We start from the raw sequence: 25,509 nt of genomic DNA, 5'->3' as shown, positions 1-25,509 counted from the left end.
CACTTTTCGACGGCGACGTGCCCGGCCCCGAAAGCCCGACCGCGGGAGCGTTCACACGAGCCAGGCAAGCAGCAGGTCGGCCAGCAGCGTCAGGTCGGATTCGGGCACCTGCTCGTCGTGCTTGTGGGCCAGCAGCGGGTCGCCGGCGCCGAGGTTGACGGCGGGGATGCCGAGCTGGGAGAAGCGGGCCACGTCGGTCCAGCCGAGCTTGGCCAGCGGCTCGCGGCCGGTGCGTTCGCGGACCAGTCGGACCAGATCCTGGGCCAGCGGGGCGGCGAGGCCCGGACGCGCGGACGGAGATTCGTCCTTCATCTCGATGCCATAACCCTCGAAGACGCCGCCGGTGGCCGTGTGCTCGCCGTTGCCGAGTTCGGCGCCGGCGTCCGCACCCATCATCAGGGCCTTGGCCTCGGCCAGCGACTTGTCCGGCGCGAATCGGTAGTTGACGTGGACGCGGCACTCGTCCGGGATGACGTTGGTGCCCTTGCCGCCGGAGATGAGCGTGGCGTTGAGGCCCTCGCGGTAGTCGAGGCCGTCCACGTTCACGGTGGCGGGCTGGTAGGCGTTGAGTCGGTTCAGGATGTCGGCGGCCTTGTGGATGGCGTTCTCGCCCATCCACGCGCGTGCGGAGTGCGCGGCCACGCCGTGGGTGACGACGTCGAAGCGGATCGTGCCGTTGCAGCCGCCCTCGATGCCGCAGTTGGTGGGCTCGCCGATGATGGCGAACTCGCCCTGGATCCAGTCGGGATGGGCTTCGACGACCTTCCTCAGGCCGTTCTTCTCGGCGGCGACCTCCTCATGGTCGTAGAAGACGTAGGTGAGGTCCACCTTGGGCGTGGTCTGCGGGGTACGGCCGTCGAGGATGGCGGCGAGGTAGAGCATGACCGCGTCCGAGGCCTTCATATCCGTGGCGCCGCGGCCCCACAGCACCCGTTCGCCGGGATGCGCCTCGGCGATGTCCTCGCGGATGAGCGGGTCGCCGGGTTCCAGCCAGCGCGGCGGGAAGTTGTCGATGACGGGGACCGTGTCGATGTGGCCAGCCAGGATCACGCGGCTCGCCTTGCCGAAGTCGGTGGAGGCCACCACGGTGTCGCCGTGACGGCGGACGGTCAGGTGGGGCTGCCGCTTGAGGAAGGCCTCGGTCTCGTCGGCGAGGGGGCCTTCGTCATCGGAGACGGAGAAGTTCTCCATGATCTGGGTGAGCAGGTCAGCGAGCTGTTCGTCCCGGGAGACGGCGGGATTCAGGGTAATCGGCTGGGTATTCGTCATGCCCACCAGCGTACCGCGCGGGCGGCGTGCGTCCCAGCAAGGCCCGGTACTTGAGATTTGGCCGCCGAAATCATGCAGGTGTGCCACACTGGGGGCGGAAAGCAGGGAGGAATATGACAGGTCTGATCAGCGCCATGCAGGGCTTCTGCGTCATCGGCATCGTGATCTTCGTGGGATATGTGGCGGCGCATATGCGCATCGGCGGTCCTTCCGCGCAGATGGTGCTCAACCGGTTCTCGTTCTTCGTCTCCAGCCCGTGCCTGATGTTCGCGATCCTGTCCAAGGAACCGATCTTCGACATCTTCCATCCTTCGATCATCGTGGCGTTTCTCTCCGCGGTGCTTGTGGGCGTGGTGTTCCTGATCCTGAACCGGATGTTCTTCCATCTGAAGGCCCCGGACGCCACCATCGGCGCGCTCAATTCGCTGTACCTCAATTCCAACAACATCGGCCTGCCGGTGGCCACGTACATTCTGGGCAACGGCGCGCTGGTGGCGCCGATCCTGGTGATGCAGCAGGCGCTGTTCACGCCGATCGGTCTGACGGTGCTGGACGTGACTACCAAGGGCAAGGTCTCGATCAAGGAGATCGCCAAGCAACCGCTGCACCAACCACTGCTCATCGGCTCGCTGCTGGGCATCGTGGTCTCCGCGCTCAACGCCAAGCTGGGCTGGTTCCCGGTGCCGAACTTCATCTACGACCCCATCAACATGATCGGCGAATCCGCGGTGCCGATGATCCTGATGGCGTTCGGCATGTCCCTGCACGGCACCAAGCCGCTGCAGAAGAAGGGCGATATCCCGGCCATCTTCACGGTGGCGGTGCTGAAGAACATCGTGATGCCGATCATCGCGTTCCTGCTGGCGTACTTCGTGATGGGCTTCCGCGGCGCCGAACTGTACGCCTGCGTGGTGCTGGCCGCTCTGCCGACCGGGCAGAACGTGTACAACTACGCCGCCCGGTACAACGTGGGCCTCACCTTCGCGCGCGACGGCATTCTGTTCAGTACGATGACCAGCCCGGTGTTCATCGCGATCATCGCGTTCCTGCTGAGCTGAGCGGCCGCGGACGTTCCCTACGCGCGCAGGGCAATGAGGCGGGCGACGTTTTCGGCGGCGCGGGCTAGGTTGGCGGGGCCATCGGCCAGCGCCTTGTCGAGCGTGACGGCGCCGGGCACGATGCCGAACACCGCGTCGATGCCGAGTCCGTAGAGCTGGTCGATGCCCTCCCCCACGTAGCCGGCGAACGCGATGACGCCGATGTCCGGATTGCCCTGATGCGCGGCCTGCGCCACACCCATCGGCGTCTTGCCGTACTGGGTCTGGAAATCGATGCCGCCCTCGCCGGTGAAGCAGTAGTCCGCGCCCTTCGATTTTGCGGCGAGCCCCACGGTCTCGGACACGATCTTCACGCCGGAGCGCATCTGCGACTTGGTGAAAGCGAGCAGGCCCGCTCCAAGGCCGCCCGCCGCGCCGGCACCGGGCGTATGGGCCACGTCGAGGCCGAGCTGGTCGTTGATGATGGCCGCGTAGTAGGCCAGGTTGGCGTCCAGCTGCCTGACCATGTCCGGCGCGGCGCCCTTCTGCGGTCCGAACACGGCGGAGGCTCCCTTGGGGCCGACCAGCGGGTTGGTCACGTCGGAGGCGATGAGGATTTCCGTTTCGGCAATGCGAGGGTCAAGACCGGAGCTGTCGATGGTGACGAGCCGGTTGAGGAATCCACCGCCGCGCGGGATGGGATTGCCGTCCGCGTCGAGGAAGCGCACGCCGAGGGCTTCGGCCATGCCGGCGCCGCCGTCGTTGGTGGCCGAGCCGCCGATGCCGATGATGATGCGGCGGGCGCCGTCGTCAAGGGCCGCCTTGATGAGCTGTCCGGTGCCGTAGGTGGTGGTGACGAGCGGGTTCTTGGTGGAGTCGTCCACGAACTGGATGCCGGATGCGGCGGCCATTTCGATGACGGCGGTGTTCCCGGAACCGAGCACGCCGTAGGCGGCGCGCGTGGAGCGCTGGAGCGGATCCAGCACGTCCGCATGGCGCAGGGAACCGCCGGTGGCATCCACGAGCGACTGGACGGTGCCTTCGCCGCCGTCGGCCATGGGGACCATCACATACTCGGCCTCGGGGAACACGGCGGCGAGCCCCGCGCGGATGGCTTCGGCCGCCTCACGTGCGGTCATGCAGTTCTTGAACGAATCAGGTGCGATAACGAACTTCATTGTCAGTTTTCCTTGCTTGGTTTTGGTAAGCCGGCGCCAATGCATCTCCGAGAGGACTACCCCTCAGTCAGCTTCGCTGACAGCTCCCCTGACAAGGGGGGCACGAAAGCGGCACCGGATTGGCGATTTTCTTCCGGATGGAATACATCCTCTTAGAACAGACCGGTGGTCAGGCAGGCCACGGCGGTCATGGTCAGGCCCACGAGGCTTTCGAACGGCACGGACTTCATGCGTTCGCCGACCGTCATCTTCATGGACTGTCCGGTGACATGGAAATAGTTGCCGTGCGGCAGATGGTCGATCACCGTGGCGCCGGCCTGCATGGTGACGGCTGCGGCCACCGGGCTCACGCCGAAGTCCAGGATCGAGGCGCCGAACGAATTGGAGCCGAGGATCACGCCGGTGGAGGTGGACGCGGTGGCGGCGGCCATGAGGATGCCGGCCAGCGGGGCGAGCACGGAGCCGGACACGCCCCACGCCTTGATGAGGTTCACGATCTGCGCGGACAGGTCGGAATTGGTGATGAGGCCGCCGATGGCGCCGGCGCCGATGAGGATGAGCACCACATCGGTCATGCGGCCGATGCCGGCCTTGGAGTAGTCGAGCAGGTGACGGCCCTTGCCCATGGCGAACAGGCCCACGACGGCGGCGAACGGCAGGATGTACATGGCGTCCACCTGGAATCGGGTGAGCAGTTCGATGTTCAGCACGTTGCCGATCGGGTTGACGAGCAGCAGCGCCACGGCGATGACCGGGGCCACGAGCGCCCGCCCGATCGACGGCAGGGAGGCGTCATCCGCGGCGTCGTTGGCATCGGCCTCGGCGGCGGTCGGCGCGGCGCCGCGGCCACGCAGCAAGGTGGCGAGCAGCACAGCCATGGCCAGGCCGCAGACGGCCGGAACGAAGCTGCCGATCATCACCGAGGAGTGGGGCACGTCGAAACCGGAGGCGGCGGCGATGGCGTTCGGGTTCGGGGAAATGATGTTGCCGGCCTTGCCGCCGCCGGAAAGAGCCACAAGCAGCGCCACCTTGGAGATGCCCAGCCGGTTGCCGACCTCCAGCGCGATCGGCGCCACGATGAGCACGGCCACGGGGATGAACACGCCCACCGCGCAGATGATCATGGTGGCGAGCGCCAGCGAGAGGATGGCGAATCGCTCGCCGAATACGGTGACGATGGTCTTGGCGATGCGGTTGGCGGCGCCGGATTCCATCATCACGCCGGCCAGCACGCCCGCCGCCAGCACACGCACGATGGTGCCGACCACGCTCTGGCCGCCCGCGACGATCACGTTGACGGTCTGAGGCAGCGTCGCGCCGCCGATTACGCAGCCGACCACCGCGCCGAGCATGAGCGCGTACGTGGCGTTGAGTTTCTTCAGAATCAGGACGATCGCCACGGCCAGGCCCAGCAGGGCGGCCCACCAAGCGATAGCGACACCTTCCACCATGGTGAATCTCCTTTGATCGTGTATGTGTGGATGGTTTTCAGTATCGCGCACTCTTCCTATCCCAACAACCATCCTCGGACCAGAGAATACCCGCTTTTCGACCGGTTGACTGTTACCGGTACCATGGATAGGAGAAGGCTTCGTTAAACCAAGATTGACATGAATCCATGTCTGGCTGCTACCCCTCAGTCGGCTTCGCCGACAGCTCCCCTGACAAGGGGAGCCAAGAATAGGGGGATACGTCGATCCTGGTTCAACAGAGCCTAGGAGAACCGGCAGCCGGCGGTCCGCCCGCCCGAACGGATGGACGGGACCGCTACGCGAAGGAGCGCGAGATGGACATCGACCCGCACATCGCCACCACCATCGTGGAGAACATCAAGGGCGTGCTGCAGCACGACATCAACTTCTTCAACACGGAGGGCCGCGTCATCGCCAGCACCGACCCCACACGCATCGGCACCGACCACGAGGCGGCGCTGCTGGCCGCACGGACCGGTCGGATCGTGGCGGTGGACGCCGAGCACCCGTTCGCCGGCGCGCGCGACGGCATCAACGTGCCGGTCATGCAGAGCGACACGGTGATCGCGGTGGTCGGCATCACCGGCGAGCGTGCCCGCGTGGAGCCGTTCGGCAACGTCATCAAGAAGATGACGGAAATCCTGGTGCGCGAGAACCTGGAGCAGGTCTCCCGGTTCGATCGCCGCATGATGATGACGAACCTGACGAACCTGCTCATCGCCCCGCAATCGGATGCCGCGCCCATCGGCTATCTGGCCTCCACGCTCGGCGTCGATCTCGAACGACCGCGCATCGTGGCGGTGGGACGCCTGGAACACGGGACCGGCGGCGATGCCGGTGCCACGCAGGACGGCACCTATGATGCGCTGGACGCGCTGCTTGGCAGCGATGCCGAGCATCTGTACACGATCTACGGCGGCGAATACCGCCTGCTGCTGGACTCCGCACACCTGAATCCGGACGAAGCCCGCGACCTGCTCGTCCGGTTGGGCGACGCGGCGGCGCGCATCAACGGCAGGCGGCTGGCGTTCGGCATGGGAGACACGGCCCACACCGCGGTGGAATACCACCGTTGCTATCAACAGGCCCGCACGGCGGCGCTGTGGTCCGTATTCGCCGGCGACCGTGCGCGAACCGGGATGGCGGACGCATCGGCCGCGGGCGCCATGGATACCGCCGGTGTCGGCGTCAACGTCGGCACCGCAGCGACGCAGGTCATGGCCTACGACGACATGGGTATCGGCCTCGCGCTGTGCTCAGTGCCCGACGACACCGCCGCGCGATTCGTCCGGAATGTGTTCGGCGGGCTCACTGAGGAGGAGATCGACGAGGCGGACGCCGTGTTCGACGCCTACACGCGGCACAACGGCAGCATCTCGCGCACCGCCGAGGAGCTGTTCCTGCACAAGAACACCGTGCAGAACCGATTGAACAAGATCACCCGCCTCACCGGCTACAATCCACGCGAGCTGGCCGATCACACCACTTTGGCCGCTGCCTTCATGCTGCGACGGCTCATAAGCATGGCAGACAGCAGGATTCGATAGCATCGCAGCTCACAAAAAACGCGAGGCTACTCCCCCAGCCGGAAGTCGCGCAGGGAGTCGAGTACCGGATAGGCGGCGTCGGCGGGCAGCGGGGTGCGGGCGCAGGCGTTGATGCCTATGGCGTGGGCGCCGGCCGCTAGCGCGGAGGTGACGCCGCTGGCGGAATCCTCGAATACCAGGCAGTCGGCGGCCGGCACCCCGGCCAGACGGGCGCCACGCAGGTAGGGCGCGGGATCGGGCTTGTGCGGGATATCGTCGTCCCCGCTGACGATACCGACGAACGCGCCTTCCGGAGCCGCGGCCACCACGCGCGAGGCGAGCGAGAACGGCGAACCGGTGACCAGCACCGAGGGGATGCCGTGCCGGCGCAGCCCGGTCAGCACATCCCATGCGCCCGGAGTCCACGGCACATCGTCGCCGTACATTGCGGTGACATCCGCCACCAGAGCGGCGACGATCACGTCCGCGTCGAGCCGCACGCCCGCCTCCTGCAGCACCTTCGCACACACCGGCAGCGGCGCGGCCGTCATCCTGAGACTCAATCCCTCGTTCCAGGCCACGCCGTTCGATTCGGCGCAATGACGTTCGGCGGCCACCCACAGCGGGTCGGAGTCGACCAGGGTGCCGTCCAGGTCCCACAGCACGGCCTTGGGCGTCCATGCGGCAGAACCACGATGCTCATATTTCACTCGGCACACAGCTCCCCCATTGCGGTCTCCGATTGATCACCCTACAAAGCAAGTCGGCTCTGCCGAACCAAGATTCGACATCAATCCCATGGATCCATCGATCTTGGTTCAACAGAGCCGAACCGATCAGGCCGCGTGCAGAACCGTCTGGTACACCGGCTGCAGGGTCACGGACTCCAGTCCCGCCGTCTGCTGGTCGACGTTCTCCATGCGGGCGGCCATCGCGGATTCCACGTTCACGTTCGCGCCTTCCTTGATGGGCGTGATGGTGAGCACCAGCTGGTTGCGGTTGTCCTCGAGCTGCTGCACGTATTCCTTGAGTCCGATCTCCCACACGTCGCCGTTGCAGAAGTTGTCGTCCACCAGGGTGCGGCCGCACCACAGCCAGCCGATGTCGCCCGAGTAGCGCACGCGCAGGCGCATGTCCTCCACGCCGTCGGCGGCGAGCAGATCGTCGGGCAGGTCGATGACGTAGCGCGTGTCGGACAGTTTCCGCACGACGGGCTCCGCGGCGACCGGCTGGTACCGTACGCTCTGCTCGGCCAGGAAACCTGCGGGATAGGAGCTCACGGTGACGTTCGGCCGAGTGGATTCCACGACGATTCGTCCGTCCAGTTCGTAGACGGCGGCACCGTCGTTGACGATGCTGGGCCGGGCCGGATCCTGTGCGACCGGATCGCCGGCGAACACCAGCGCCTTGCCTCCGATCACGGTCATCGCATCGGCCTTGGCACGGCTCAGGCACACGATGTCCACCGCATGGCCGGCCTCGTCCGAAATCGGGAAGGATTCCACATCCGCATCCGCCGGCACATGGTGCACGGTGCCGTCAGCGAAACGGAACCAGCAGTCATCCATGCCATCGGGCCTGAGGAACACGAAGGTGCGGTGTGCCGCACCGGCAGGGGCGATCACGGTGACCGGCTGCGCGGTGGCGGCGGTCAGCGCGACGCCGTCGAGATCCATGTTGAACGGCAGGATGCAGTTCTCGTCGGAGGCCAGACCGATGCCGTCGAACCGCACGGTCTCGCCGGAAGCCAGCGTGACCTCGACCGATTCGCCGTGCTTGGCCGGCATGCTGGCGTGGTCCTGGAAGTTGTTGAGGAACACGAAGCCGCGTTCGCCATCGGTGCGCACGCACCAGCGCAGGGCGTCCATGTCGGTCGGGGCGATCGACTCCTGGCCTTCCGGCACGGCCACACCCAGCGGGCACAGACGTTCGGCAAAGGCCAGCGCGAAGTAGTGCACGGCCTTCATGCGGCGGTAGGATTCGCGCGCCTGACCGAATTCGCCGAGCGCCGCCTGGAAGTCGTAGGAGATCTTCGGCAGCTGGCTTTCGTTCAGGTAGATGCCGTCGCTGATCGGGTTCGAGCCGCCCTGGAACATGTAGTAGCCCAGGAAGTTGCAGCCGGAGGCCATCTTGATGTTGGACATGGCGTCCACGGACTTCATCGGCAGGACGAAGCGGTAGTTGTACGAGCTGAACATGCCGCCGCCCATCTCGCAGCAGGCATACGGCTTGGTTTCCGGCTCGTAGGTGGGGGCGAATTCCTCGCCGCGCGGGCAGTCGTTGGAGTGGAAGTCGCGGTACACGTATTCGTCGGTGACCGGATGCTCGCCGGGACCCGCGTAGAACAGCCACGGACGGTATGCGTAGCCGCCCCACAGCGGCAGTACGTCGTCGGGCACCGGGGAGCCGCCCCAGCCGGTGTTGGTGTAGAACGGCACCGAGATGCCTTCCTCCTCGGCGATGCGGCGCAGGGCATGCACGTAGGCGAAGCCGTCATGGCCGCCGGGCACCCATTCGTTGGTGATGCCGGTGGTCATCTCCCACGGGGAGGAGGAGTGCATGTACTCGTTGTCCAGCTGGGCGGCGACGATCGGGCCGCCGTCCTTGAAGTACAGGCCGTCCAGCTGTGCTGCGATGTGCGCGTACAGGTCGCGCACCTTGTCCAGGAAGCCGGGGTCCACGGAACGGACCTCGTACGGCTTGCCGTACATCCAGTCCGGGATACCGCCGTTGCGCACCTCGCCGTGGTCGAACGGGCCGAGACGCACGATGACCTTGAGCCCGTGCTTGGCGCACAGCCGAATGAAGCGGCGGATGTTGCGACGGCCGGTGAAGTTCCACTGGTTCTCGTGTTCCTCGTGATGGTTCCAGAACACGTAGGTGGCGATGACGTTGATGCCGCCGGCGACCATCTTGGCGAGCTGCTCGTCCCAGCGCGAGGGGTCCATGCGCGAGTAGTGGAACTCGCCGCAGACCCCGTAGAACGGCTTGCCGTCGAAGGTCATGTAGTAGTTGGTGAAGTCCACGGCGGTGCCGTCCGGGGCCACTCCCCAATCGTTGCGGGTGATGGAGAAGGGGGTGATGGCCTTCGGCGTGAAGCCGGTCAGGTCGAGGGTGTTGGACATGGGTTTTTGCCTTTCGGAGATAAGAAGCATGAGATGGGAGTGGCGGGAGCAGTGGCTCGCCCCTGGCCCAGCAATTACGGACTCGCCTACGGCGAAGAACGAAACGAAGTTTCGTTAGTTCGCTTACCGCGTCAGTCCCGCAATTACGGACCTCGCTACGCGAGGGCTCAATATAACCTTCGCTCGGCTATCGCCTCGCTCAGGCTGAGCCTACGAACAGTCCACTGGACTGTTCGCTTAACGGCTCAGCCTTTAACCGATCCGGCCACGAGGCCGGCGACGATCCACTTCTGGCAGAAGATGAAGAAGAGGAACACGGGGATGAGGGCGATGGTGGTGATGGTCATGAACAGCGGCCAGTTGGTGCTGAACTGGCCCATGGCGTTGAACACCTGCAGCACGAGCGTCTGCTTCTCGGTCGAGGAGATGTAGATGTTCGGGGTCATGAAGTCGTTCCACGTCCACATGGTCTCGAAGACCACCACGGTGACCAGGATCGGGCGGATGAGCGGCAGCACGATCTGCCAGAAGATGCGGAACGGGCCCGCGCCGTCGAGGCGTGCGGCCTCGAACAGTTCCTGGGGCAGGCCGCGCATGTACTGCACGATGAGGAAGTAGCAGAAGGTGGCACCGGCCAGGTACAGCACAATCAGGCCGAGCAGGGTGTCCACCAGACCGAACTGCGCCTCCATCTTGTACTGCGGGATGAGCAGCGTCTGTCCGGGGATCACGAACGAGAGCATGAGGAAGGCGCCGATGCCGGCCGTGAGCCTGCTGCGCTTCTGCACCATGCCGTAGGCGGCGAGTGCGCCGATGATGACCATGAAGAACACGCCCACCACGGTGACGATCAGCGTGTTGATGGTGGCCTGCACGACCGGCAGGTTCTCCAGCGCGTAGGCGTAGTTCTCAAGCGTGAAGTGCGTGGGCAGACCGAACGGGTCGGCGGCCATGTCGCCCGAGTTCTTGAAGGTGTTGACCACCACCACATACAGCGGCACGGCGCAGATCAGGGCGATGGCGATGACCACCACCGAGCGGATGGCGGAACGGATGCGTTCGCGCTGGCTCATGGACAGTCCGTGTGAGGCGGGCGCCGCGGGGGAAGTCTGCTGCATTGTCTGCTGTGCGGTCATGACAGCCTCTTTTCGATCAGCGAGGTGACGATTTGCTGCAGTGCCACGAGAATCACGCAGCACAGGAAGAACATCACGCCGAGCGCGGATCCCACGCCGTAGCGGCCGGAGCCGATGCCGGTGACGATGATGGACTGGGTGACGGTGTAGGTGGCGTTGCCGGGGCCGCCGGTGGTGAGGGTGAACGGCAAATCGTAGACCTTGAGACCGCCGGTCAGAAGCATGAAGATGGAGACGCCCATGGCGGGCACCATCTGCGGCAGGGTGATGTGGACGAACTGCTGGCCGCGCGTGGCGCCGTCCACCGAAGCCTGTTCGTACAGGTCGGCGGGGATGGCCTGCAGATAGGCGAGGTACAGGGTGGCGTGCCAGCCGACCTGGGCCCATACGGCGATGAAGATCACGCAGAACTTGGCGAGCGTCGGGTCGGACAGCCACGGCACCGGGCTGATGCCGAGCTTGCCGAGCACCGTGTTGACCGCGCCGGTGCCGAGCGGGGAGAAGATGTACTGCCAGACCAGGCCGAGCACGGCCATCGACGGCACCGAGAAGAAGAAGAACAGGGAGCGGGCGAAGTTGCGTCCGAAGAACTTCCGGTTGAGCGTCACGGCCAGGGGCAGGGCGATGGCGGTGATGAGCACGGTGGTGGCGATGGTGTAGAGCAACGTGAATCCGAGACCCGCGAGCAGGGTCTGGTCCTGGAAGATCGCCTGGTAGTTGGCGATGCCGACGAACTTGGCGTTGGCGAAGTCATAGCCGTCGTAGTCGGTGAGGCTGAAGACGATGCTCTGCAGGAACGGGATCAGCACGATGACGATGTACACCGCGAGCAGCGGGAGGAGGAACCTCACCGAGGTCAGGTTCTCCATGAGGTTGCGGCGTTTGCGGTCCTTGGCGTGGATGGCTTCGAGGTTCCGGTCCAGACCGATGGCCCGGGCCGGGGCCGCGCCCGCCGCGGAGGAGGCGGGCGCGGAGATCATTGCGGTTGCCTGTGACATGTCGTTCACCTTCAGGACAGCGTCTTGAGCTTGGTGTCCAGGTTGGCGGTGGCCTGGGCGGGGGTGATGGAGCCGAGAGCCACCTGCTGCAGCTGGGCGAAGGTCTCGGCGCGCAGGGCGCTGCGGCCGCTGGTGGGCCAGCCGAGGGTGTTGAGGTAGACGTTGCCGGTCTTCAGGTACAGGTCGTACGGCTCGGTGAAGGTCGCGTCGATGTCCGGCGTGTAGTTCTTGGTGGCCGGGATCAGGCCGAGGTTGTCCTGGATGAGCTTGAGGCCCTCCTCGGAGGAGAGGAAGTCGAGGAAGGATTCGGCCGCCTCGAGCTTCTTGCCGTCGATCTTGGCGTTGATGGCGTAGCCGGAGTCGGCGGAGCCGGGGGCGAACGGCGTATCTCCCTTGTGCAGCATCGGCATGCGGCCGAACGCGAAGTTGATGCCGGCGTTCTTGAAGGTGTTCACGTCCCAGTAGCCGGAAGGCATCACGGCGAGGCGTCCGGCGGCGAATTCGGAGCGGACCTGGTCGTCCGCGAGGCCGGTGACCTCGGAGCCCATCACGCCGGCGCCGAAGAGCTTGGCCCATTCCTTGTAGTACTTGGTGTAGCTCTTGGCGAACGTGGAGTCGCCGTCGCCGATCTGCTGGTCGATGCTCTTGGACTGCTTGGAGGAGTCGTAGCCGATCCAGCCTTCCACCAGGGCGCCGAGGCCGGCCTTGGGCTCGAGGTAGGGCTTGTCCACGCCGGCGTCCTTCAGGGCCTTGAGCATGTCGATGAACTCGTCCCAGGTCTCGGGGATGGTGTCGTAGCCGGCCTTGGCGAGCAGGTCCTTGTTGTAGGCGTAGGCGTTGGTCCATGCGGTCACGGACATGCTGTAGACCTTGCCGTCGATGGTGGATTGCGCCTTGTTCGTGTCTCCGATGCGGTCCATGAACGATTCGTCGGTCAGGTCCTTGGCCACGCCGTTCTTGACCAGGTCGTTGAGCTGCTCGGGCGGGGCCACGTAGACGTCGGCGAGCTGGCCGCCGGAGATGCGGGTCTGGAGCGTCTGCTGGTAACCGGCCTGGGCGCCGTTGGTGGTGCTGAACTTGATCTTGATGTCCGGGTTCTTCTTCTCGAAGGCGTCGATGATCGGCTGGTACAGGTCCTGGGTGTTGTTGGCGAAGAACGAGAGCTCGGTCTTGCCGGAGGCGGAGCTCGATCCGCAGGCGGCCAGGGATGCGATCATGGCGACGGCGACGCCCGCACCGATCAGTGATTTCAGGGACTTCATGGGAGGTTTCCTTTCTTCAGGGCGAGCTCGCGCCAGCCCACCGGCATTGGTGGGTTTCGCATGCCCGTCAACAGTTATGGATTTCTTGAGGGGAATGACTGCTGTGTCATCCCTCTATGTTGTTGTTTGTTGATACTATCGTATGGCTGTTTTTGATGTGTTTGTTTGCTTTTCCTGCTTACGAATAGTGAAAAATTGCTTTTGCATTATGGGAGGGGAGTCAGCCTTTCCGCTGTTGCGTGCGTTCATGGCATGTCTCCTTCGCTTGCTGAACCCCAATGGGCCGGGCATCCGGCATATCGGGAATGGATGACTCCAGTATCCCGCCTTGATACTGTTCTAACAACCATTCGCAGACCATATATTTGCTTGGTTTCCCGCATTTGACTGTTACGGAGACTACCCCTCAGTCGGCTTCGCCGACAGCTCCTCTGACAAGGGGAGCCAAGAATGGGGGATGCGTCAGACTTCGGGCAGCACCATCATAAAAAGGCCGGCTCCCCTCGGAGGTGGGGAACCGGCCGAAATCAGACGCGCTGGCGGTCACGAGGGCCGCAGGCGCCTAGCTTGCACGGAGAGCGGTCGGGCGCGTCACAGCACGTGACGGTTGGCGATCTCGTCGGCGAACAGGTTCGCCTGGATGTGGCTCGGGTCGAGGCCCAGGGCGTCCCGCAGGAACTCCGCGGCCTTGGCCTTGTCGCCGTTGCCGATGTTGGCCAGCGCCATGAGGTACAGGCAGTGGATGCGGTTCATCTTCGTGTAGTCGTTCTCGAAGATGAGGAAGTCCGGCAGCGAGACGGCGAAGTAGTCGATCTTGACCTTGTCGTCGAGGTGCTGCTCGCCGTAGTCCAGCAGGCGGTAGAAGCGGGCGTTGGCGGGGCCTTCCTCGCCGAGCGCCTTGTGGGCGAGACCCTGGAAGAGAATCATCTCGGCGGGCTGGTCGTTGTAGTACATGGCGCCCTTCACCTCGTCGGGGCCGATGGCGGCCTGGCGGAATTCGGCTTCCGCGGCCGTCTCGTCGCCGAGGTGGCGTTCCACCACACCGAGGTAGTAGTGGATGTCGTTGTCCTTCTGGCCTTCGAGCTTGCCTTCGCCGAGGTTGTGCGGGTAGGACAGGGTCCGGGTGAGCAGGTCCTTGGCCTTGGCCCAATCGCCGGCGGACATGGCGTCCTTGGCGAGCAGGGTCAGCGCGATGCGGTACTGGCCGGTGATCTTGCCTTCGCCGCCCTCCCACGGGTGGAAGCGGCGCTGGCCCATGAGCTCGTAGGCCTTGGCGTAGTTGCCGGTCTGGTTGAGCACGGTCAGGTATTCGATGTACAGGTCATCGCGTTCGGCCACCACGTCGAGATGCTTCTCGAACTCCTCGAGGCGCTGGTCGTAGGTCCAGCCGACCTTGCGGTGCAGCTGGTCGAGCTCCAGGAACACGCGGGCGTCGGATTCGTCGAGGCGGTAGGCCTCCTCGATCTCACGGCCGGCGGAGGCTGCGTCGCCGCGCTTGTTGTAGTAGGCGAGCGCCAGGTTGCGGTGCACGGTCGGGAATTCCGGGTCGCGGTCTCGCGACTGCTCCCACAGGGCGATGGCCTTCTCGGCCTGGACCTTGTCGTAGTACAGGCAGCCGAGGTAGTACGGGGCCTTGGCGCCGTCCACCACTTCGATGGCCTTCTCCAGAGGCGCGATGTCCTCCAGCTTGTTCGGGAAGCAGTAGTCGCTCGGTGCGGCCTCGGCGGCTTCGAACGCGGCCTTGGCCTCGGTGTCGCGGCCGAGTTCGGCGAGGTAGTAGCCCTCGTAGTACTTGACCATCGGCTTGGTCTGGTCGGCCTTGGCGAGCAGGCCCAAGGCTTCCTCGTAGGCGCCGAACAGGGCGTAGTCGCGGGCGGCCTGCAGGTAGTTCTCGTGGAAGCCGCGCATGAGGTCGGCGAGTTCGGCCGGATCGGCGCCGGCGATCACGCGCTCGTTGCCGGAGACGAAGTCGAACTCGTCGATCTTCAGGTTCTCGGCGAGCGCCGCCGCGGCCTCGTCCGTACGGCCGAGCCTGCGCAGCACGTACGCGCGCAGTCCGCGGGCCTTGATGTTCATGGTGTTGCGGGTCAGGGCGTTGTCCACGTACTCCAGCGCGTCCGCGAAGTCGCCGCGGCGGGCGGCGATGGCGGCCATGTAGAAGAAGGCGCGCTCCTTCTGCGTGTCGTCCCAGGTGGCCTTGAAGAAGGCGTCGAAGGCCTTGTCGTACTCGCCCTGGTAGAAGAGGGCCAGGCCGAGGTTGTAGTGCGGTTCGGAATCGTACGGCTGGGTGTTGTGCTTGGTCAGGCGCTTGATGGCGGTGCGGAAGTGGTTTTCGGCGCACTTGAACACGCCGCGGCGCAGCTGCAGGCGACCGTAGGCGTTGTTGATGCGGGCGTCCTCCGGGTCACGCTTGAGGCCTTCGAGGTAGTACGGGTCGGGCATGTAGGTAGCGTGACGGTACTGCTCCAGGTGCAGGCCGGCGAGCAGCAGCTCCTCGTTGGTGGCGATCTTCTCGGGCTCGTCGGCGGCCTTGGCCGGCTCCGGCAGCTTCTCGATCTTCTTGGGCTGCGGGGTGTAGTCGATGAGGACCTTGCCGTCCGCGTCGGCCACGGTGGCGGTGATTTCGGTGGCCGGCACGTCTCCGGTCTCGAATTCGGCCTTGACGATGTCGTTCGGGCTGATGGTGCCGGTGTAGGAGTACAGCGTCCTGCCGTCCTTGGCGGTCACGGTGACGGTGGCGTTCTCATACATGCTCGTGGCGTACACGGTCACGCGGCCCTGGCCGGCCTTGAGGCCCTGCGCCTCGATGCCTTCGGTCTCGCCGGCGGCGCCGAACGTGTCCTCCGGGCCGATCTCCAGGTTCACTGCGGCCTTGATGGAGGCGTTCTTGACCTGGCCGACCTGCTTGTACGGCATGAAGTACTGGGTGAAGGTCTTGCCTTCGTACGGCTTGAGCCAGGTGAAATCGGGCTGGTTGTCCGTGAAGACGCCGGTCATGAGCTCCACGTACGGGCCGTTGGCGTCGGTGAGGTTGCGGTCCCAGGCGCGGCCGAAGTCGCCGTTGCCCCAGGTCCACTGCTTCTTGCCCGGAGAGACGTGGTGGTCGGCCACGTGCAGGATGCCGGCCTGCTCGCCGAAGTCGTAGCCGCCCACGAAGTTGTAGTCGGAATGCGCGGCCATGTAGGAGGTCGGCACCGGCACGTTCTTGTAACGGCCGATGTCCACACCCTCGGAGTAGTCGTGCTTGTAGTAGGTGCCGGTGGCGATCGGGTAGCGGGAGACGTCGCGCTTGCCGTGGTCCATGACGGCGATGACGTCCGGCGGCATCACGGTCTTGGTGTGCTGGTTGACCGGAACCGCCGGGTTGGCCCACCACAGGAAGGTCTGCGGCAGCGAGGTGCCGTTGTACAGCTGCGCGGAGATCTCGATGTACGCCTTGCCGGGATGCAGGGCGATCTTGGTGATGACCTGGGTGCCGTACATCTGGTCGGTGTCGTGGCACAGCACGGCCTTGCCGCCGTCCGCCAGCTCCTCGACCTTGTAGTCGACCGGCAGGTAGGTGGTCGGGCGGTGGTGCTGCGGCCAGTTGAACTCGATGCCGCCGGAGATCCACGGACCGGTCAGACCCACGAGCGCGGGCTTGATGACGTCGTTGCGGTAGACGAAGTCGTAGCCGTTGGTCTTGTCCTTGGCATACTGGATGCGGCCGCCGAGCTCGGGCAGCACGGTCACCTCGAGGTATTCGTTCTCGATGATGACGGCCTTGTACGCCTTGTCGTGCTTCTCGTCGCTGATGGTCTCGATGACCGGGTACGGGTAGACGCGGCCCGAGCTGCCCTGGTAGACGCGCTTCTCGATGAACTCCGGGTTCTTGTCCGCGGCGCCGATCTCATAGGTGGGGATGGTGATGACGGTGTCTGTGATGGTGACGGCCATGATGTGCTCCTCCGTCGGATGCTCATGCTGGTTACGTAATGTGTAATCCATTGATTACTTGCTTACAGACTAAACCTGTTTTTCTGCGCATTCTAAAGTTTTCCTGCCATGTCATAGAGAAAAATTGCGCATGCCGAAGTCTTGCGGATTCATTATGATGAACACAATCGGACACATCGCCGAGCGGGTCGAGGACGGCCTCGCGGCGTGAGAGGTTGGAGACACCCATGAAACCTGCGGAGCACAACATCGACAACGCGGACTCGGAGTTCTACATCTACACCCCCAGCAAAACGGCGTTGAGCACGTTCATGTACCCGCTGCGCGCGGGACTGTTCCATTACGAGGCCGGCTACCGGCAGGAGCGCAGCTCGTTCGACAGCTTCCTCATCATGGCCCTGCGCAGCGGATCGTTCACCGTCCGCACCGATCAGGGCGAGCAGCAGGCCCGGAAGGGTGACTTCGTGCTGCTGGACTGCTACGGGCACCACTCATACGGCACCGACGAGGACAGCGAGGTGCTGTGGCTGCATTTCGACGGCACGATGGCGCGCGCCTACTTCGACCTGATCAACGGCAAGCTCGGCTCGGTGTTCTCGCTGCGGGATCCGAACTACGCGCTGACCAGGATGTCCAATATCTACGAGACGTTCCATACGGCATCGCGCGTGAGCGAGGCTCAGATGGCGAAGTACATCACGGACATCCTCACCGAATTCGCGATGGCCGCCTCCGACAGCGACGCCACCGTGCAGCGGCAGCCGCACGCCATCGAAGACGTGCTCGCCTATATCTCCAATCATCTGAGCGACCCGCTGCCCATCGACGAACTGGCGGCGCGCGCGTTCATGAGCGAATACCATTTCATCCGCGTCTTCAAGAAGAAGACCGGATACACCCCGCACGCCTATATCGTGGACGCACGCATGCACGCCGCGAAGTACCTGCTCATCAATTCGGACATCCCGTTGAAGCAGCTGTGCGAGGAGTGCGGCTTCACCGACACCAGCACGTTCTGCGCCGCGTTCAAGCGCAAGAACGGCGTCTCCCCCATCGAATTCCGCCGGCAGAGCGAGGTGGGACGATGACTCCCATGACGATGCGCATCGGCAATGCCGGCAGCGACGACGACGGCACCAGTCCCGGCATCAGCGCGCAAGTGACCGATTACGGGGCGCGGCTGATGTCGGTCATCGTGCCGGATCGCGACGGCAATCCCACGAACGTGCTGCTGGGGCTGCCCTCGGCGGGCGACTACGAACACGACGACTGCTACCTGGGCGCGATCATCGGCCGCAACGCGAATCGCATCGCCGGCGCACGGTGCATCATCGGCGGCGAAACCTACCAACTGGCGGCCAACGAGGGCATCAACAGTTCGCACAGTGGACCGGACGGCTACGAACATCGCCGCTGGACCGTCATCGAATATGGGCAGGAGTACGTGACGCTGGCCTTGACCTCGCCGGACGGCGACCAGGGATTCCCGGGCACGATGGATATCCGGGCCTGCTACGGCGTTGCCGGAAACGCGCTGGACCTCGTCATCGACGCGGATTGCGACCGGACCACCATCGCCAACATGACCAACCATGCCTACTGGAACCTTTCGGGAGAGGACAGCGGGGACATGCTCGATCAGGAACTTCAGATCTTCACCGACCGCTTCTGCCCGACCGATGAGCGGTTCATTCCGCTGGCCCATGCCCCGGTCGAGGGCACGGCGATGGATTTCCGTACGCCGCGTGTCATCGGCGAGGCCCTGCGGTCGGGACTCGATGCGGGCGATGCCCAGATTCTTGCCGCACGCGGATACAACCATGCGTTCGTGTTCGAGGACGCCGCAGGGCAACTGCCGGACGCCGCCGTACCCGAGCCGAGCCGGTTGGACGGGAGCAAGCCAGACGGACCGGGCCATCCTGATGCACCAGATGCATCCGGCGCATCAGACAGCCCGCGCAAGCCGGCCAACAGCAACGGACTGCGCAAACTGGCGAGCGCGTACAGCCCGCGCACCGGCATCCGCATGACGCAATACGCCGACGCCCCGGCCGTGCTCTTCTACAGCGCCGGATTCATGGAAGATGTTCCCGGCACCAGCGGGCACACGTACGGCCCGTCGGCCGGCTACGCCCTGGAGCCCGGCTTCGTGCCGAACTCCATCAATGACCCATCCGAACGCTCCCCCGAGCTGCCCGCCGGGCAACATTACCGGCTCCACATCCGTTGGGAATTCACGGTGGAGGGCAGTTCCCCGCACCAGTCCATCCCCGCCGGAAAAGATTAAGGAACGGACGGGCACCGGCACCACCTTGACCGAATCCACGCAGGCCAGCCTCGCGTGACGCCCAACAGGAACGATAAGAGTCTACTTGGCCGCGTATGCGCCGGCCAACTCGCGAAGGCGGGCGGCGAAGCGGGGCCAGTCAGTCTTCATGGCGGTCAGGAGCTTGCGGTTCGGCACGTCGTCGATCGGCACCCAGCAGATCTCCTTGCTTTCGTCGTCGTTCGCACGCGGCTCGACATGGTGGCCGGGCTTTTCGAACGCGAAGACGGTGGTGTACGCCCACGGCCCGTGATCCTCACGGTAGGAGCCGACCACCTCGATGTCCTCGGGGGTGATGTTCGCCTCCTCGTAGCTTTCGCGCAGCGCGCCCTCGATGGGCGATTCGCCGTCCGCCGTGGCGCCGCCGGGGATGCCCCACGTGCCGCCTTCCGCGCTCCATGCCGCGCGATGCTGCATCACCACGTCCGTCACCTTGCCGGTGGCCGGGTCGCGGCGGGCCAGTAGGATGCCGGACGCGCCGTTGGTGCCCCAATGCTTGCGGCCGCAGGCGCAGTCCACCCAACCATCGCCGGGCTGGTGCACGTTCTCCACGGGCGGCAGGTTATCCTTGCCCGCCGCCGGGATGCCGGCCGCATCCGCTGCTTCGGGCGCGCTTTCGCCGCGCTTGACGTTCCACAGGTCGGTCCAGTCCACGCCGAGTTCGCGAGTCAGCTTGCGCAGGAGCGGCAGGCTGATGCCGATGATGCCGTGCGGGTCGCCTTCGATGCCGTCGATGAACGCGCCGCCGAAGCCTTCCAGCGTGAACGATCCGGCCACTTCCAACGGCTCGCCGGTGGCGATGTACCGTTCGATGTCCTTGTCCGTGAAGTCGCCGAACTTCACGACGGCGTGGCTGGCCCCGCGCGCCACGCGACCGGTGGCGAAGTCGATGACGCAGTGGCCGGTCCACAGCTCGCCGCTGGCCCCACGCATCCTGCGCAGGCGTTCGCGCGCGACTTCGGCGCTGTGCGGCTTACCGTAGCATTCGCCGTCCAGCAGGAACATCGAATCACAGCCGATGATGAGCGGGCCGACCGTGGCGCGCGTAAGTCCCGGCTGCATGGCGATGACGTTGGAGATGGGTTCGGTGACGGTCGGCATGTCCACGCCGGAGAAGTCACGGGTGGTGGCGATGCGGTCCTTGGAGTAGTCGATGGACTGGGATTTCTCAGCAGTGGCGTTTGGCGCGCCGGAGCCGGACTCGGCGGCGTCCTCGGCCTGCACTTCGGCGGCGCGCAACGGGTAGGCGATCACGCGCTCGCCGGTCGCGGCGGCGGCCGTCGCGGCCACATTGCGGTAGGCGCGGTGCACGGCCTGAGCCTTGGCTTCAGCCAGGATCATCACCCGCTGATCGACGGTCAGGTCATCGACCGTCACGCCGGCGGTCCGGGCGGCGGACTCCAGCGCGGCGGGCTCATCCACATGCGAGACGCGAATCGTGGGGCAGATGCCGGCCGCATACAGCACATCGCGGCGCGGCTTGGACTTGGACGCAAGAATCAGCGGAATGGACATTCAACCCTCCTGGCTTAGGTTCACTACCTTGCATTGTATGGATTGGCGCGGGCATTGGCCCTGGCCGCATCCTTACATCTTCGACACGCCCGGGTGAAGTTCCGTGCAACGATTCGCGAGCTTCGCACGTATATACCTGTGAACGCGACGAAAGGGAGACGGTCATGGGTTGGTTTACGGCGGCACGAAGGGGCGGAGGCGGGCGTAACGGTACGTCCGCCGGAACCTCCAAAGCCGCCAATGCCGCCGACGGCCGAGCCAACGCACATGTCACGTCCGACGACACGGCCTGGCCCGCCAAAGCCACCGGCGACGCCAATGCCCGCGACGAAACCCATGTCGCGACCGACGAGGCTACCGAAACCCGCGCCGCGACCGATCGTCGTCTGATTCGCGCCATCGTCCGCCATAGTTCGCAGGAAGCGGCCGATCAGTTGGTGCGCGCGTATTTCGATGACGTGTGCGCTTTCATCTGGCGCACGACCGGCGACCGCGACCATGCGCTCGACCTCACGCAGGAGACAATGATCGCCGTCCTACGGGCGCTATCCACCTACGACCCCGCCAAGGCGTCGGTGCGCACCTGGATGTACGCCATCGCCTCACGCAAGGTGATCGACGCGCGGCGGGCGCAACGCATCACGACCACGCCGTTGGATCCACGGCCCAGCACTGACACCGGCATCGGCACCAGTGACATCGTTGGCAACGCCATTGCCAACGGCACCGCCGAGCCCGTCGCCGGCACCAAGCAGGCGCGGGATCCGGCCGAATCGCAGGCCGACGCCGACCTGCTGGCCCGAATCGAGACGTTCGTCTCCCGATTCGACGCCGGCACCCAAGAGATCTTCCACCTGCATACGGCCGCAGGGCTCACGTTCCCGCAGATCGCGCAGGCCCGCGGCGAGCGCACGGAGGCCGTGAAGGCCCGCTACTACCGACTTATCCAAGCGATTCGAAAGGAGTTCGGCGATGAACGAGCAGACTGATCGCAACATCACCGCGGATTCCGTTGACCGTTTCGACGGCAGCGGCCGTACGGTCAGCACCACGGCCAATGCCACTGTCAACGCCACTGCGGACACCATCAACCGGGCCGCCGACCGCGGTGACTTCGACCGTATGGAATCCCGCATCATGCAGGCCCTAGCGGCACGTACGGCAGCCGCGGCCGCTACGGACGAGCCCGAGTTCGGGGCGCGCACGGTTGCCGGTACGACCAATGTCGGCGTTGCCACAGTGCCGTATGCCGGCCATACTGACGGCAATGCCTCATACGATGCCCTCGTTACGCACGCAACTGTCCCGCACAATGCTCCGGAGAACACATCGGCAGACGAAGCCGTCAACACTGCCATCGCCAACGCTTTGGCAGCCTCGCCGCTGCGCCGCGAACACGCGATCGCAACGGCGGTCCAAGCGGGAGTGCCCAAGCGCGTCACCCTGTGGTCCACGTTGCGCGAGGCGCGCGGCTCCCTGCGCCTGCGGGACCTGTTCTTCGGCGCATGGGACTGCGTGGCCGTGGCACTGGTGATGACCGTGGCCGTCTGGCTGATCCCGTTCCTGCGGATACTGTCCGACGGCGCGCGCGTCTTCACCGACCCCGGCATCCTGTACGCAAGTATGTTCCTGGCCGCACCGTTCCTGTACGAGGCCACGCATCTGCTGGTGCGCTGGCGCGAGCACGAACAGCGGACCGACGAACTGCTGCGCACGATGCGCTGGTCGTTCGTCCGCCTGTGCGCGCTGCGCATGCTGGTGATGGGCGCGGTGGCGGCCACGCTCATCGTGGCATACGGGCTGTGCGTCAACGCGGTCGGCATGCAGATGGGACTCGTCGAATCGGGCGGCATAACCGGTGCGGCAGGCATGCCGAACGCAACCGAAACGGCCGGATTCCTCATGACGACAAACGCCCCGATCTCCCGGTTCTCGCTGGCGACGTTGCTGGGCGTGGCGTTCAGCGCGCTGTTCCTCTTCGGCATCGCGCAGTTGGCGGCGGATGTGCGCTGCCGATGGCCGTGGTCGATGGCCGTGGTGCCGACCGCATGGGTAGTGCTGGGCGCGGTGCTGCTGGTCTGGCACGACGTACTGACTCCGCTGCTGACTGGTCTGCCGCCGACGGTCGCGCTGGTCACCGCCGTGGCGACGGGCATCGCCTACTTCGCGGCGATGAACCGATTCGTACGCCTCTCCCCTGCCGTCGCGCGGTTCGCCTGATTGTCACGTCTGACTGTACCAAAACCAGAATTGGCTCAATACCTTTAACTACCCCTCAGTCGGCTCTGCCGACGGCTCCCCTGACAAGGGGAGCCAAGAAAAGGTGCTGCTCGCTTCCACCCGAAAGGACCTACCATGCTCACTGTTGACAACGTATCCAAGAAACTGTCCGGCAAAACCATCCTGCACGACATCAACCTGGAGTTCGACCACGGCGTCTACGGCCTGCTCGCCCCGAACGGCGCTGGCAAGACCACGCTGATGAAGCTCATGACCACGCTGCTCTTCCCCGACACCGGCGCGATCCGGCTGGACGGCGAGGACATCACGGCCCTCGGCGAGCGCTATCGCGGCCAGGTCGGCTACTTGCCGCAGGATTTCGGCTACTACCCGAACTACACGCCACGCCAGTTCCTGCGCTACATCGCCGCACTGCAGGGCATGCCGCGCGCCGGGCTTGACGAACGCATCAACACCCTGCTGGACATGGTGGGGCTCGCGGATTCCGCGAACAAGCGGATGCGAACGTTCTCGGGCGGCATGATCCAGCGCGTCGGCATCGCGCAAGCGCTCGTGCATGACCCGCGCATCCTCATCCTCGACGAGCCCACAGCGGGCCTCGACCCGAAGGAGCGCGTGCGCTTCCGCAACATCATCCACTCGTTCGCCGCCAATCGCATCGTCATCCTTTCCACCCATATCGTCTCCGATCTGGAAACGATCGCAGGCCATATCGTGATGCTGCGCGACGGCACGGTGTTCGCCAACGCCGCGCCCGCCGACATCTGCAAGTCGATGGAGGGCAAGATCTACGAGGTACCGGCGGACATGCCGCTGCACTTCGGACAACGATTGCTGTCCGAAGTGCAGTACGGCGGCGTGACGCGGCTGCGCATCTACTCGCCCGAGCCCATCGCCGGAGCCTCGAGTCTGCCGGCACCGGGCATCGTGCCCACCGGCCCGGTCGCGGTGGCGCCGAATCTCGAAGACGCTTTCCTGGTCATCTACGGAGGCTGAGATGAGCACGTCACAACCTGCACGGCACGCACGGCTCCAATCGGGCGTCAGCGTGACGGACTTGACCGCTGCCAGGATCGCAGCCGCCGGCGCAACCCGAACCGCCCTGCATCCTCTGCGATTCACCGGCACCGAGTTGGTCAAAATCGCGCGACTGCCGTTGGTGTGGGCGTTCGTCGCCGTGTTCGCACTGGTGAATCTCATGCTGGCCGCGACCGTGCCTGCGAACACCGTCGCGCTGCATAATTACGCGAGCGCCGTCACCGTGACCATCGGCGGCAGGACCGGCACCGACTTCAGCCGGAAGCTTGCGCAGGTCGATACCGGTTCCGTCAAGTCCGGCAACGGCACTGTCGCCGACATCACCAACGACACCGCTGCCGGCGGCACGACGCCCGGCGTGCCTGCCGCAACCAACACGTCTCCCTCCCAGTCAACCGCCGGCACCGACGATACCGCCGCCGACAGCACGGCAGCCGACGCATCGCCAACCCAAGAAACCAACGCCACCGACGCAATCGTTATCACCGCACGAATCCCCGCCGATTCCACGCTGACGGACGACGAACTGCACCGACAGCTCACAGCCGTCACCGCGGGCGTGACGAACACGCTCGCCTCCTACGATCCGTCACCCATGCGCGATGCGATGCTCACGCAGGTCGCCGGCGATCCGGTGGCCACCTGGCTGATGCAACGCAAGTACGATGCCTATGCCGCTCGCGTGACGCATCTGACCGCAACCGGGGCGGCGATGGACCTGGCGGCCGGGACGGCCACCGATGACACGTTGCTGCACTGGTCTCGCATGACCGGCTATCTGTTCTTCGAAACCTGCGCGCTGGCGGTGCTGCTGATGGCGTTGGCGCTCGGTTCCGAACGCACGTCCGGCACCGAGCAGCTGTTGATGACCACCCGCACGGGCCGACGGCTCACGGCGCCGAAAATCGCGGCGGGACTCATCGCCACGGCAACGGCGTACCTGATGCTCGTGGCGGCGATCGTGGTGCCGTATCTCATGGTGTTCGATGTGCGCGGCGTGTGGAGCGCGAGCGTGTCCAGCCAGTTCAACACGGTGTTCGGGCAACAGCCGTTCATCACCTGGTGGGATCTGACCATCGGACAGTACCTGTTCGTGAGGCTGGCGCTGGGATTGGCGGTCACGTTGTGCTTCGCGCTGTTCACGGCGGTGTTGGAACTGCTGATTCGCGATACATTCGCGGTGGCGGGACTCGCGGGAGTGGCCGTACTGCTGGTGATCGGGCTTGTGGGCGCGGCGCGTTCATTGGGACTGCCGTGGCTTGCGTGGGTCGGCGGATTCAATCCGGTGGGCGTGCTGCTGCTGCGTGAACAGTGGTTCACCGAACTCGGGCTCGACGCGCCGACCGCGTTCTGGGAGACCGGCGTGACCGCGTGCTCGTTGATGTATCTCACGGCTGGCGTGCTGCTGGCGCGGCGTTCGTTCAATCGTAAAGACCTGAAATAGCAAAGG

At 65.1% G+C, this 25,509-nt stretch carries 18 protein-coding genes; 8 read left to right on the top strand and 10 right to left on the bottom strand.

Annotated features, from left to right (window positions below):
* Nucleotides 1-51: 51 nt before the first annotated feature.
* A complete protein-coding gene (gene dapE, locus KIH81_RS07570) occupies nucleotides 52-1,269 on the bottom strand; it encodes a succinyl-diaminopimelate desuccinylase (RefSeq protein WP_214304811.1) in 1,218 nt (405 codons plus the stop codon).
* Between the two features lie 113 nt (nucleotides 1,270-1,382).
* Here dapE and KIH81_RS07565 point away from each other — a divergent pair, with 113 nt between their 5' ends.
* Entirely contained in the window at nucleotides 1,383-2,327 is a 945-nt protein-coding gene (locus KIH81_RS07565) for an AEC family transporter (RefSeq protein WP_214304810.1), read from the top strand.
* 17 nt (nucleotides 2,328-2,344) lie between these two features.
* Here the strand turns inward: KIH81_RS07565 and KIH81_RS07560 are convergent, their stop codons facing one another.
* Nucleotides 2,345-3,484 (bottom strand): glycerate kinase, encoded by a 1,140-nt coding sequence (locus tag KIH81_RS07560; RefSeq protein ID WP_214304809.1) that lies wholly within the window; start codon nucleotides 3,482-3,484, stop codon nucleotides 2,345-2,347.
* A gap of 152 nt (nucleotides 3,485-3,636) precedes the next feature.
* Nucleotides 3,637-4,935, bottom strand: coding sequence for a GntP family permease (locus KIH81_RS07555; protein WP_214304808.1), 1,299 nt, complete (start codon nucleotides 4,933-4,935; stop codon nucleotides 3,637-3,639).
* Nucleotides 4,936-5,270: 335 nt separating this feature from the next.
* Here KIH81_RS07555 and KIH81_RS07550 point away from each other — a divergent pair, with 335 nt between their 5' ends.
* Entirely contained in the window at nucleotides 5,271-6,503 is a 1,233-nt protein-coding gene (locus KIH81_RS07550; RefSeq protein ID WP_214304807.1) for a CdaR family transcriptional regulator, read from the top strand.
* 26 nt (nucleotides 6,504-6,529) lie between these two features.
* Here the strand turns inward: KIH81_RS07550 and KIH81_RS07545 are convergent, their stop codons facing one another.
* The 6 genes from KIH81_RS07545 to KIH81_RS07520 all read right to left on the bottom strand — a co-directional run bounded on the left by KIH81_RS07545 (nucleotide 6,530) and on the right by KIH81_RS07520 (nucleotide 16,939).
* The gene (locus tag KIH81_RS07545; RefSeq protein WP_214304806.1) at nucleotides 6,530-7,192 is read right to left on the bottom strand and encodes an HAD family hydrolase; all 663 of its coding nucleotides are present in this window, start codon (nucleotides 7,190-7,192) and stop codon (nucleotides 6,530-6,532) included.
* A 126-nt stretch (nucleotides 7,193-7,318) separates the two neighbouring features.
* A complete protein-coding gene (locus KIH81_RS07540) occupies nucleotides 7,319-9,607 on the bottom strand; it encodes a beta-galactosidase (RefSeq protein ID WP_214304805.1) in 2,289 nt (762 codons plus the stop codon).
* A 245-nt stretch (nucleotides 9,608-9,852) separates the two neighbouring features.
* Nucleotides 9,853-10,680, bottom strand: a complete 828-nt coding sequence (locus tag KIH81_RS07535; RefSeq protein WP_214304820.1) for a carbohydrate ABC transporter permease — start codon at nucleotides 10,678-10,680, stop codon at nucleotides 9,853-9,855.
* 59 nt (nucleotides 10,681-10,739) lie between these two features.
* A complete protein-coding gene (locus KIH81_RS07530; RefSeq protein ID WP_236029413.1) occupies nucleotides 10,740-11,741 on the bottom strand; it encodes a carbohydrate ABC transporter permease in 1,002 nt (333 codons plus the stop codon).
* Nucleotides 11,742-11,752: 11 nt separating this feature from the next.
* Nucleotides 11,753-13,003 carry an ABC transporter substrate-binding protein gene (locus KIH81_RS07525; protein ID WP_214304804.1) on the bottom strand — a complete coding sequence of 417 codons (1,251 nt, stop codon included), beginning with the start codon at nucleotides 13,001-13,003 and terminating at the stop codon, nucleotides 11,753-11,755.
* 591 nt (nucleotides 13,004-13,594) lie between these two features.
* Nucleotides 13,595-16,939 (bottom strand): tetratricopeptide repeat protein, encoded by a 3,345-nt coding sequence (locus tag KIH81_RS07520; RefSeq protein WP_214304803.1) that lies wholly within the window; start codon nucleotides 16,937-16,939, stop codon nucleotides 13,595-13,597.
* A gap of 227 nt (nucleotides 16,940-17,166) precedes the next feature.
* Between KIH81_RS07520 and KIH81_RS07515 the strand changes: the two genes are divergently transcribed.
* Together KIH81_RS07515 and KIH81_RS07510 are read left to right on the top strand one after the other, a co-directional pair.
* On the top strand, nucleotides 17,167-18,027 hold the full coding sequence (locus KIH81_RS07515; RefSeq protein WP_214304802.1) for an AraC family transcriptional regulator: 861 nt from the start codon (nucleotides 17,167-17,169) through the stop codon (nucleotides 18,025-18,027).
* A complete protein-coding gene (locus KIH81_RS07510; protein WP_214304801.1) occupies nucleotides 18,024-19,226 on the top strand; it encodes an aldose epimerase family protein in 1,203 nt (400 codons plus the stop codon). Before KIH81_RS07515 ends, KIH81_RS07510 begins: the two co-directional genes overlap by 4 nt.
* An 81-nt stretch (nucleotides 19,227-19,307) precedes the next feature.
* Here KIH81_RS07510 and KIH81_RS07505 read toward each other — a convergent pair whose 3' ends face one another.
* The gene (locus KIH81_RS07505) at nucleotides 19,308-20,780 is read right to left on the bottom strand and encodes a Maf family protein (protein WP_214304800.1); all 1,473 of its coding nucleotides are present in this window, start codon (nucleotides 20,778-20,780) and stop codon (nucleotides 19,308-19,310) included.
* A 164-nt stretch (nucleotides 20,781-20,944) separates the two neighbouring features.
* Here KIH81_RS07505 and KIH81_RS07500 point away from each other — a divergent pair, with 164 nt between their 5' ends.
* The 4 genes from KIH81_RS07500 to KIH81_RS07485 all read left to right on the top strand — a co-directional run bounded on the left by KIH81_RS07500 (nucleotide 20,945) and on the right by KIH81_RS07485 (nucleotide 25,503).
* Complete coding sequence (locus KIH81_RS07500; RefSeq protein ID WP_214304799.1) at nucleotides 20,945-21,769, top strand: RNA polymerase sigma factor; 825 nt, start codon at nucleotides 20,945-20,947, stop codon at nucleotides 21,767-21,769.
* A complete protein-coding gene (locus KIH81_RS07495) occupies nucleotides 21,753-23,000 on the top strand; it encodes a hypothetical protein (RefSeq protein ID WP_214304798.1) in 1,248 nt (415 codons plus the stop codon). Before KIH81_RS07500 ends, KIH81_RS07495 begins: the two co-directional genes overlap by 17 nt.
* Nucleotides 23,001-23,135: 135 nt before the next feature.
* Nucleotides 23,136-24,017, top strand: a complete 882-nt coding sequence (locus KIH81_RS07490) for an ABC transporter ATP-binding protein (RefSeq protein WP_214304797.1) — start codon at nucleotides 23,136-23,138, stop codon at nucleotides 24,015-24,017.
* Between the two features lies 1 nt (nucleotide 24,018).
* Nucleotides 24,019-25,503 (top strand): hypothetical protein, encoded by a 1,485-nt coding sequence (locus KIH81_RS07485; RefSeq protein WP_214304796.1) that lies wholly within the window; start codon nucleotides 24,019-24,021, stop codon nucleotides 25,501-25,503.
* Nucleotides 25,504-25,509: the final 6 nt, after the last annotated feature.

Origin of the sequence: Bifidobacterium miconisargentati (assembly GCF_019331675.1) — a bacterium.
In the GTDB taxonomy this organism is placed as follows: Bacteria; Actinomycetota; Actinomycetes; order Actinomycetales; family Bifidobacteriaceae; genus Bifidobacterium; species Bifidobacterium miconisargentati.
The sequence above is the reverse complement of the archived record's forward strand: the minus strand, read 5'-3'. Positions and strand labels throughout refer to the sequence as shown.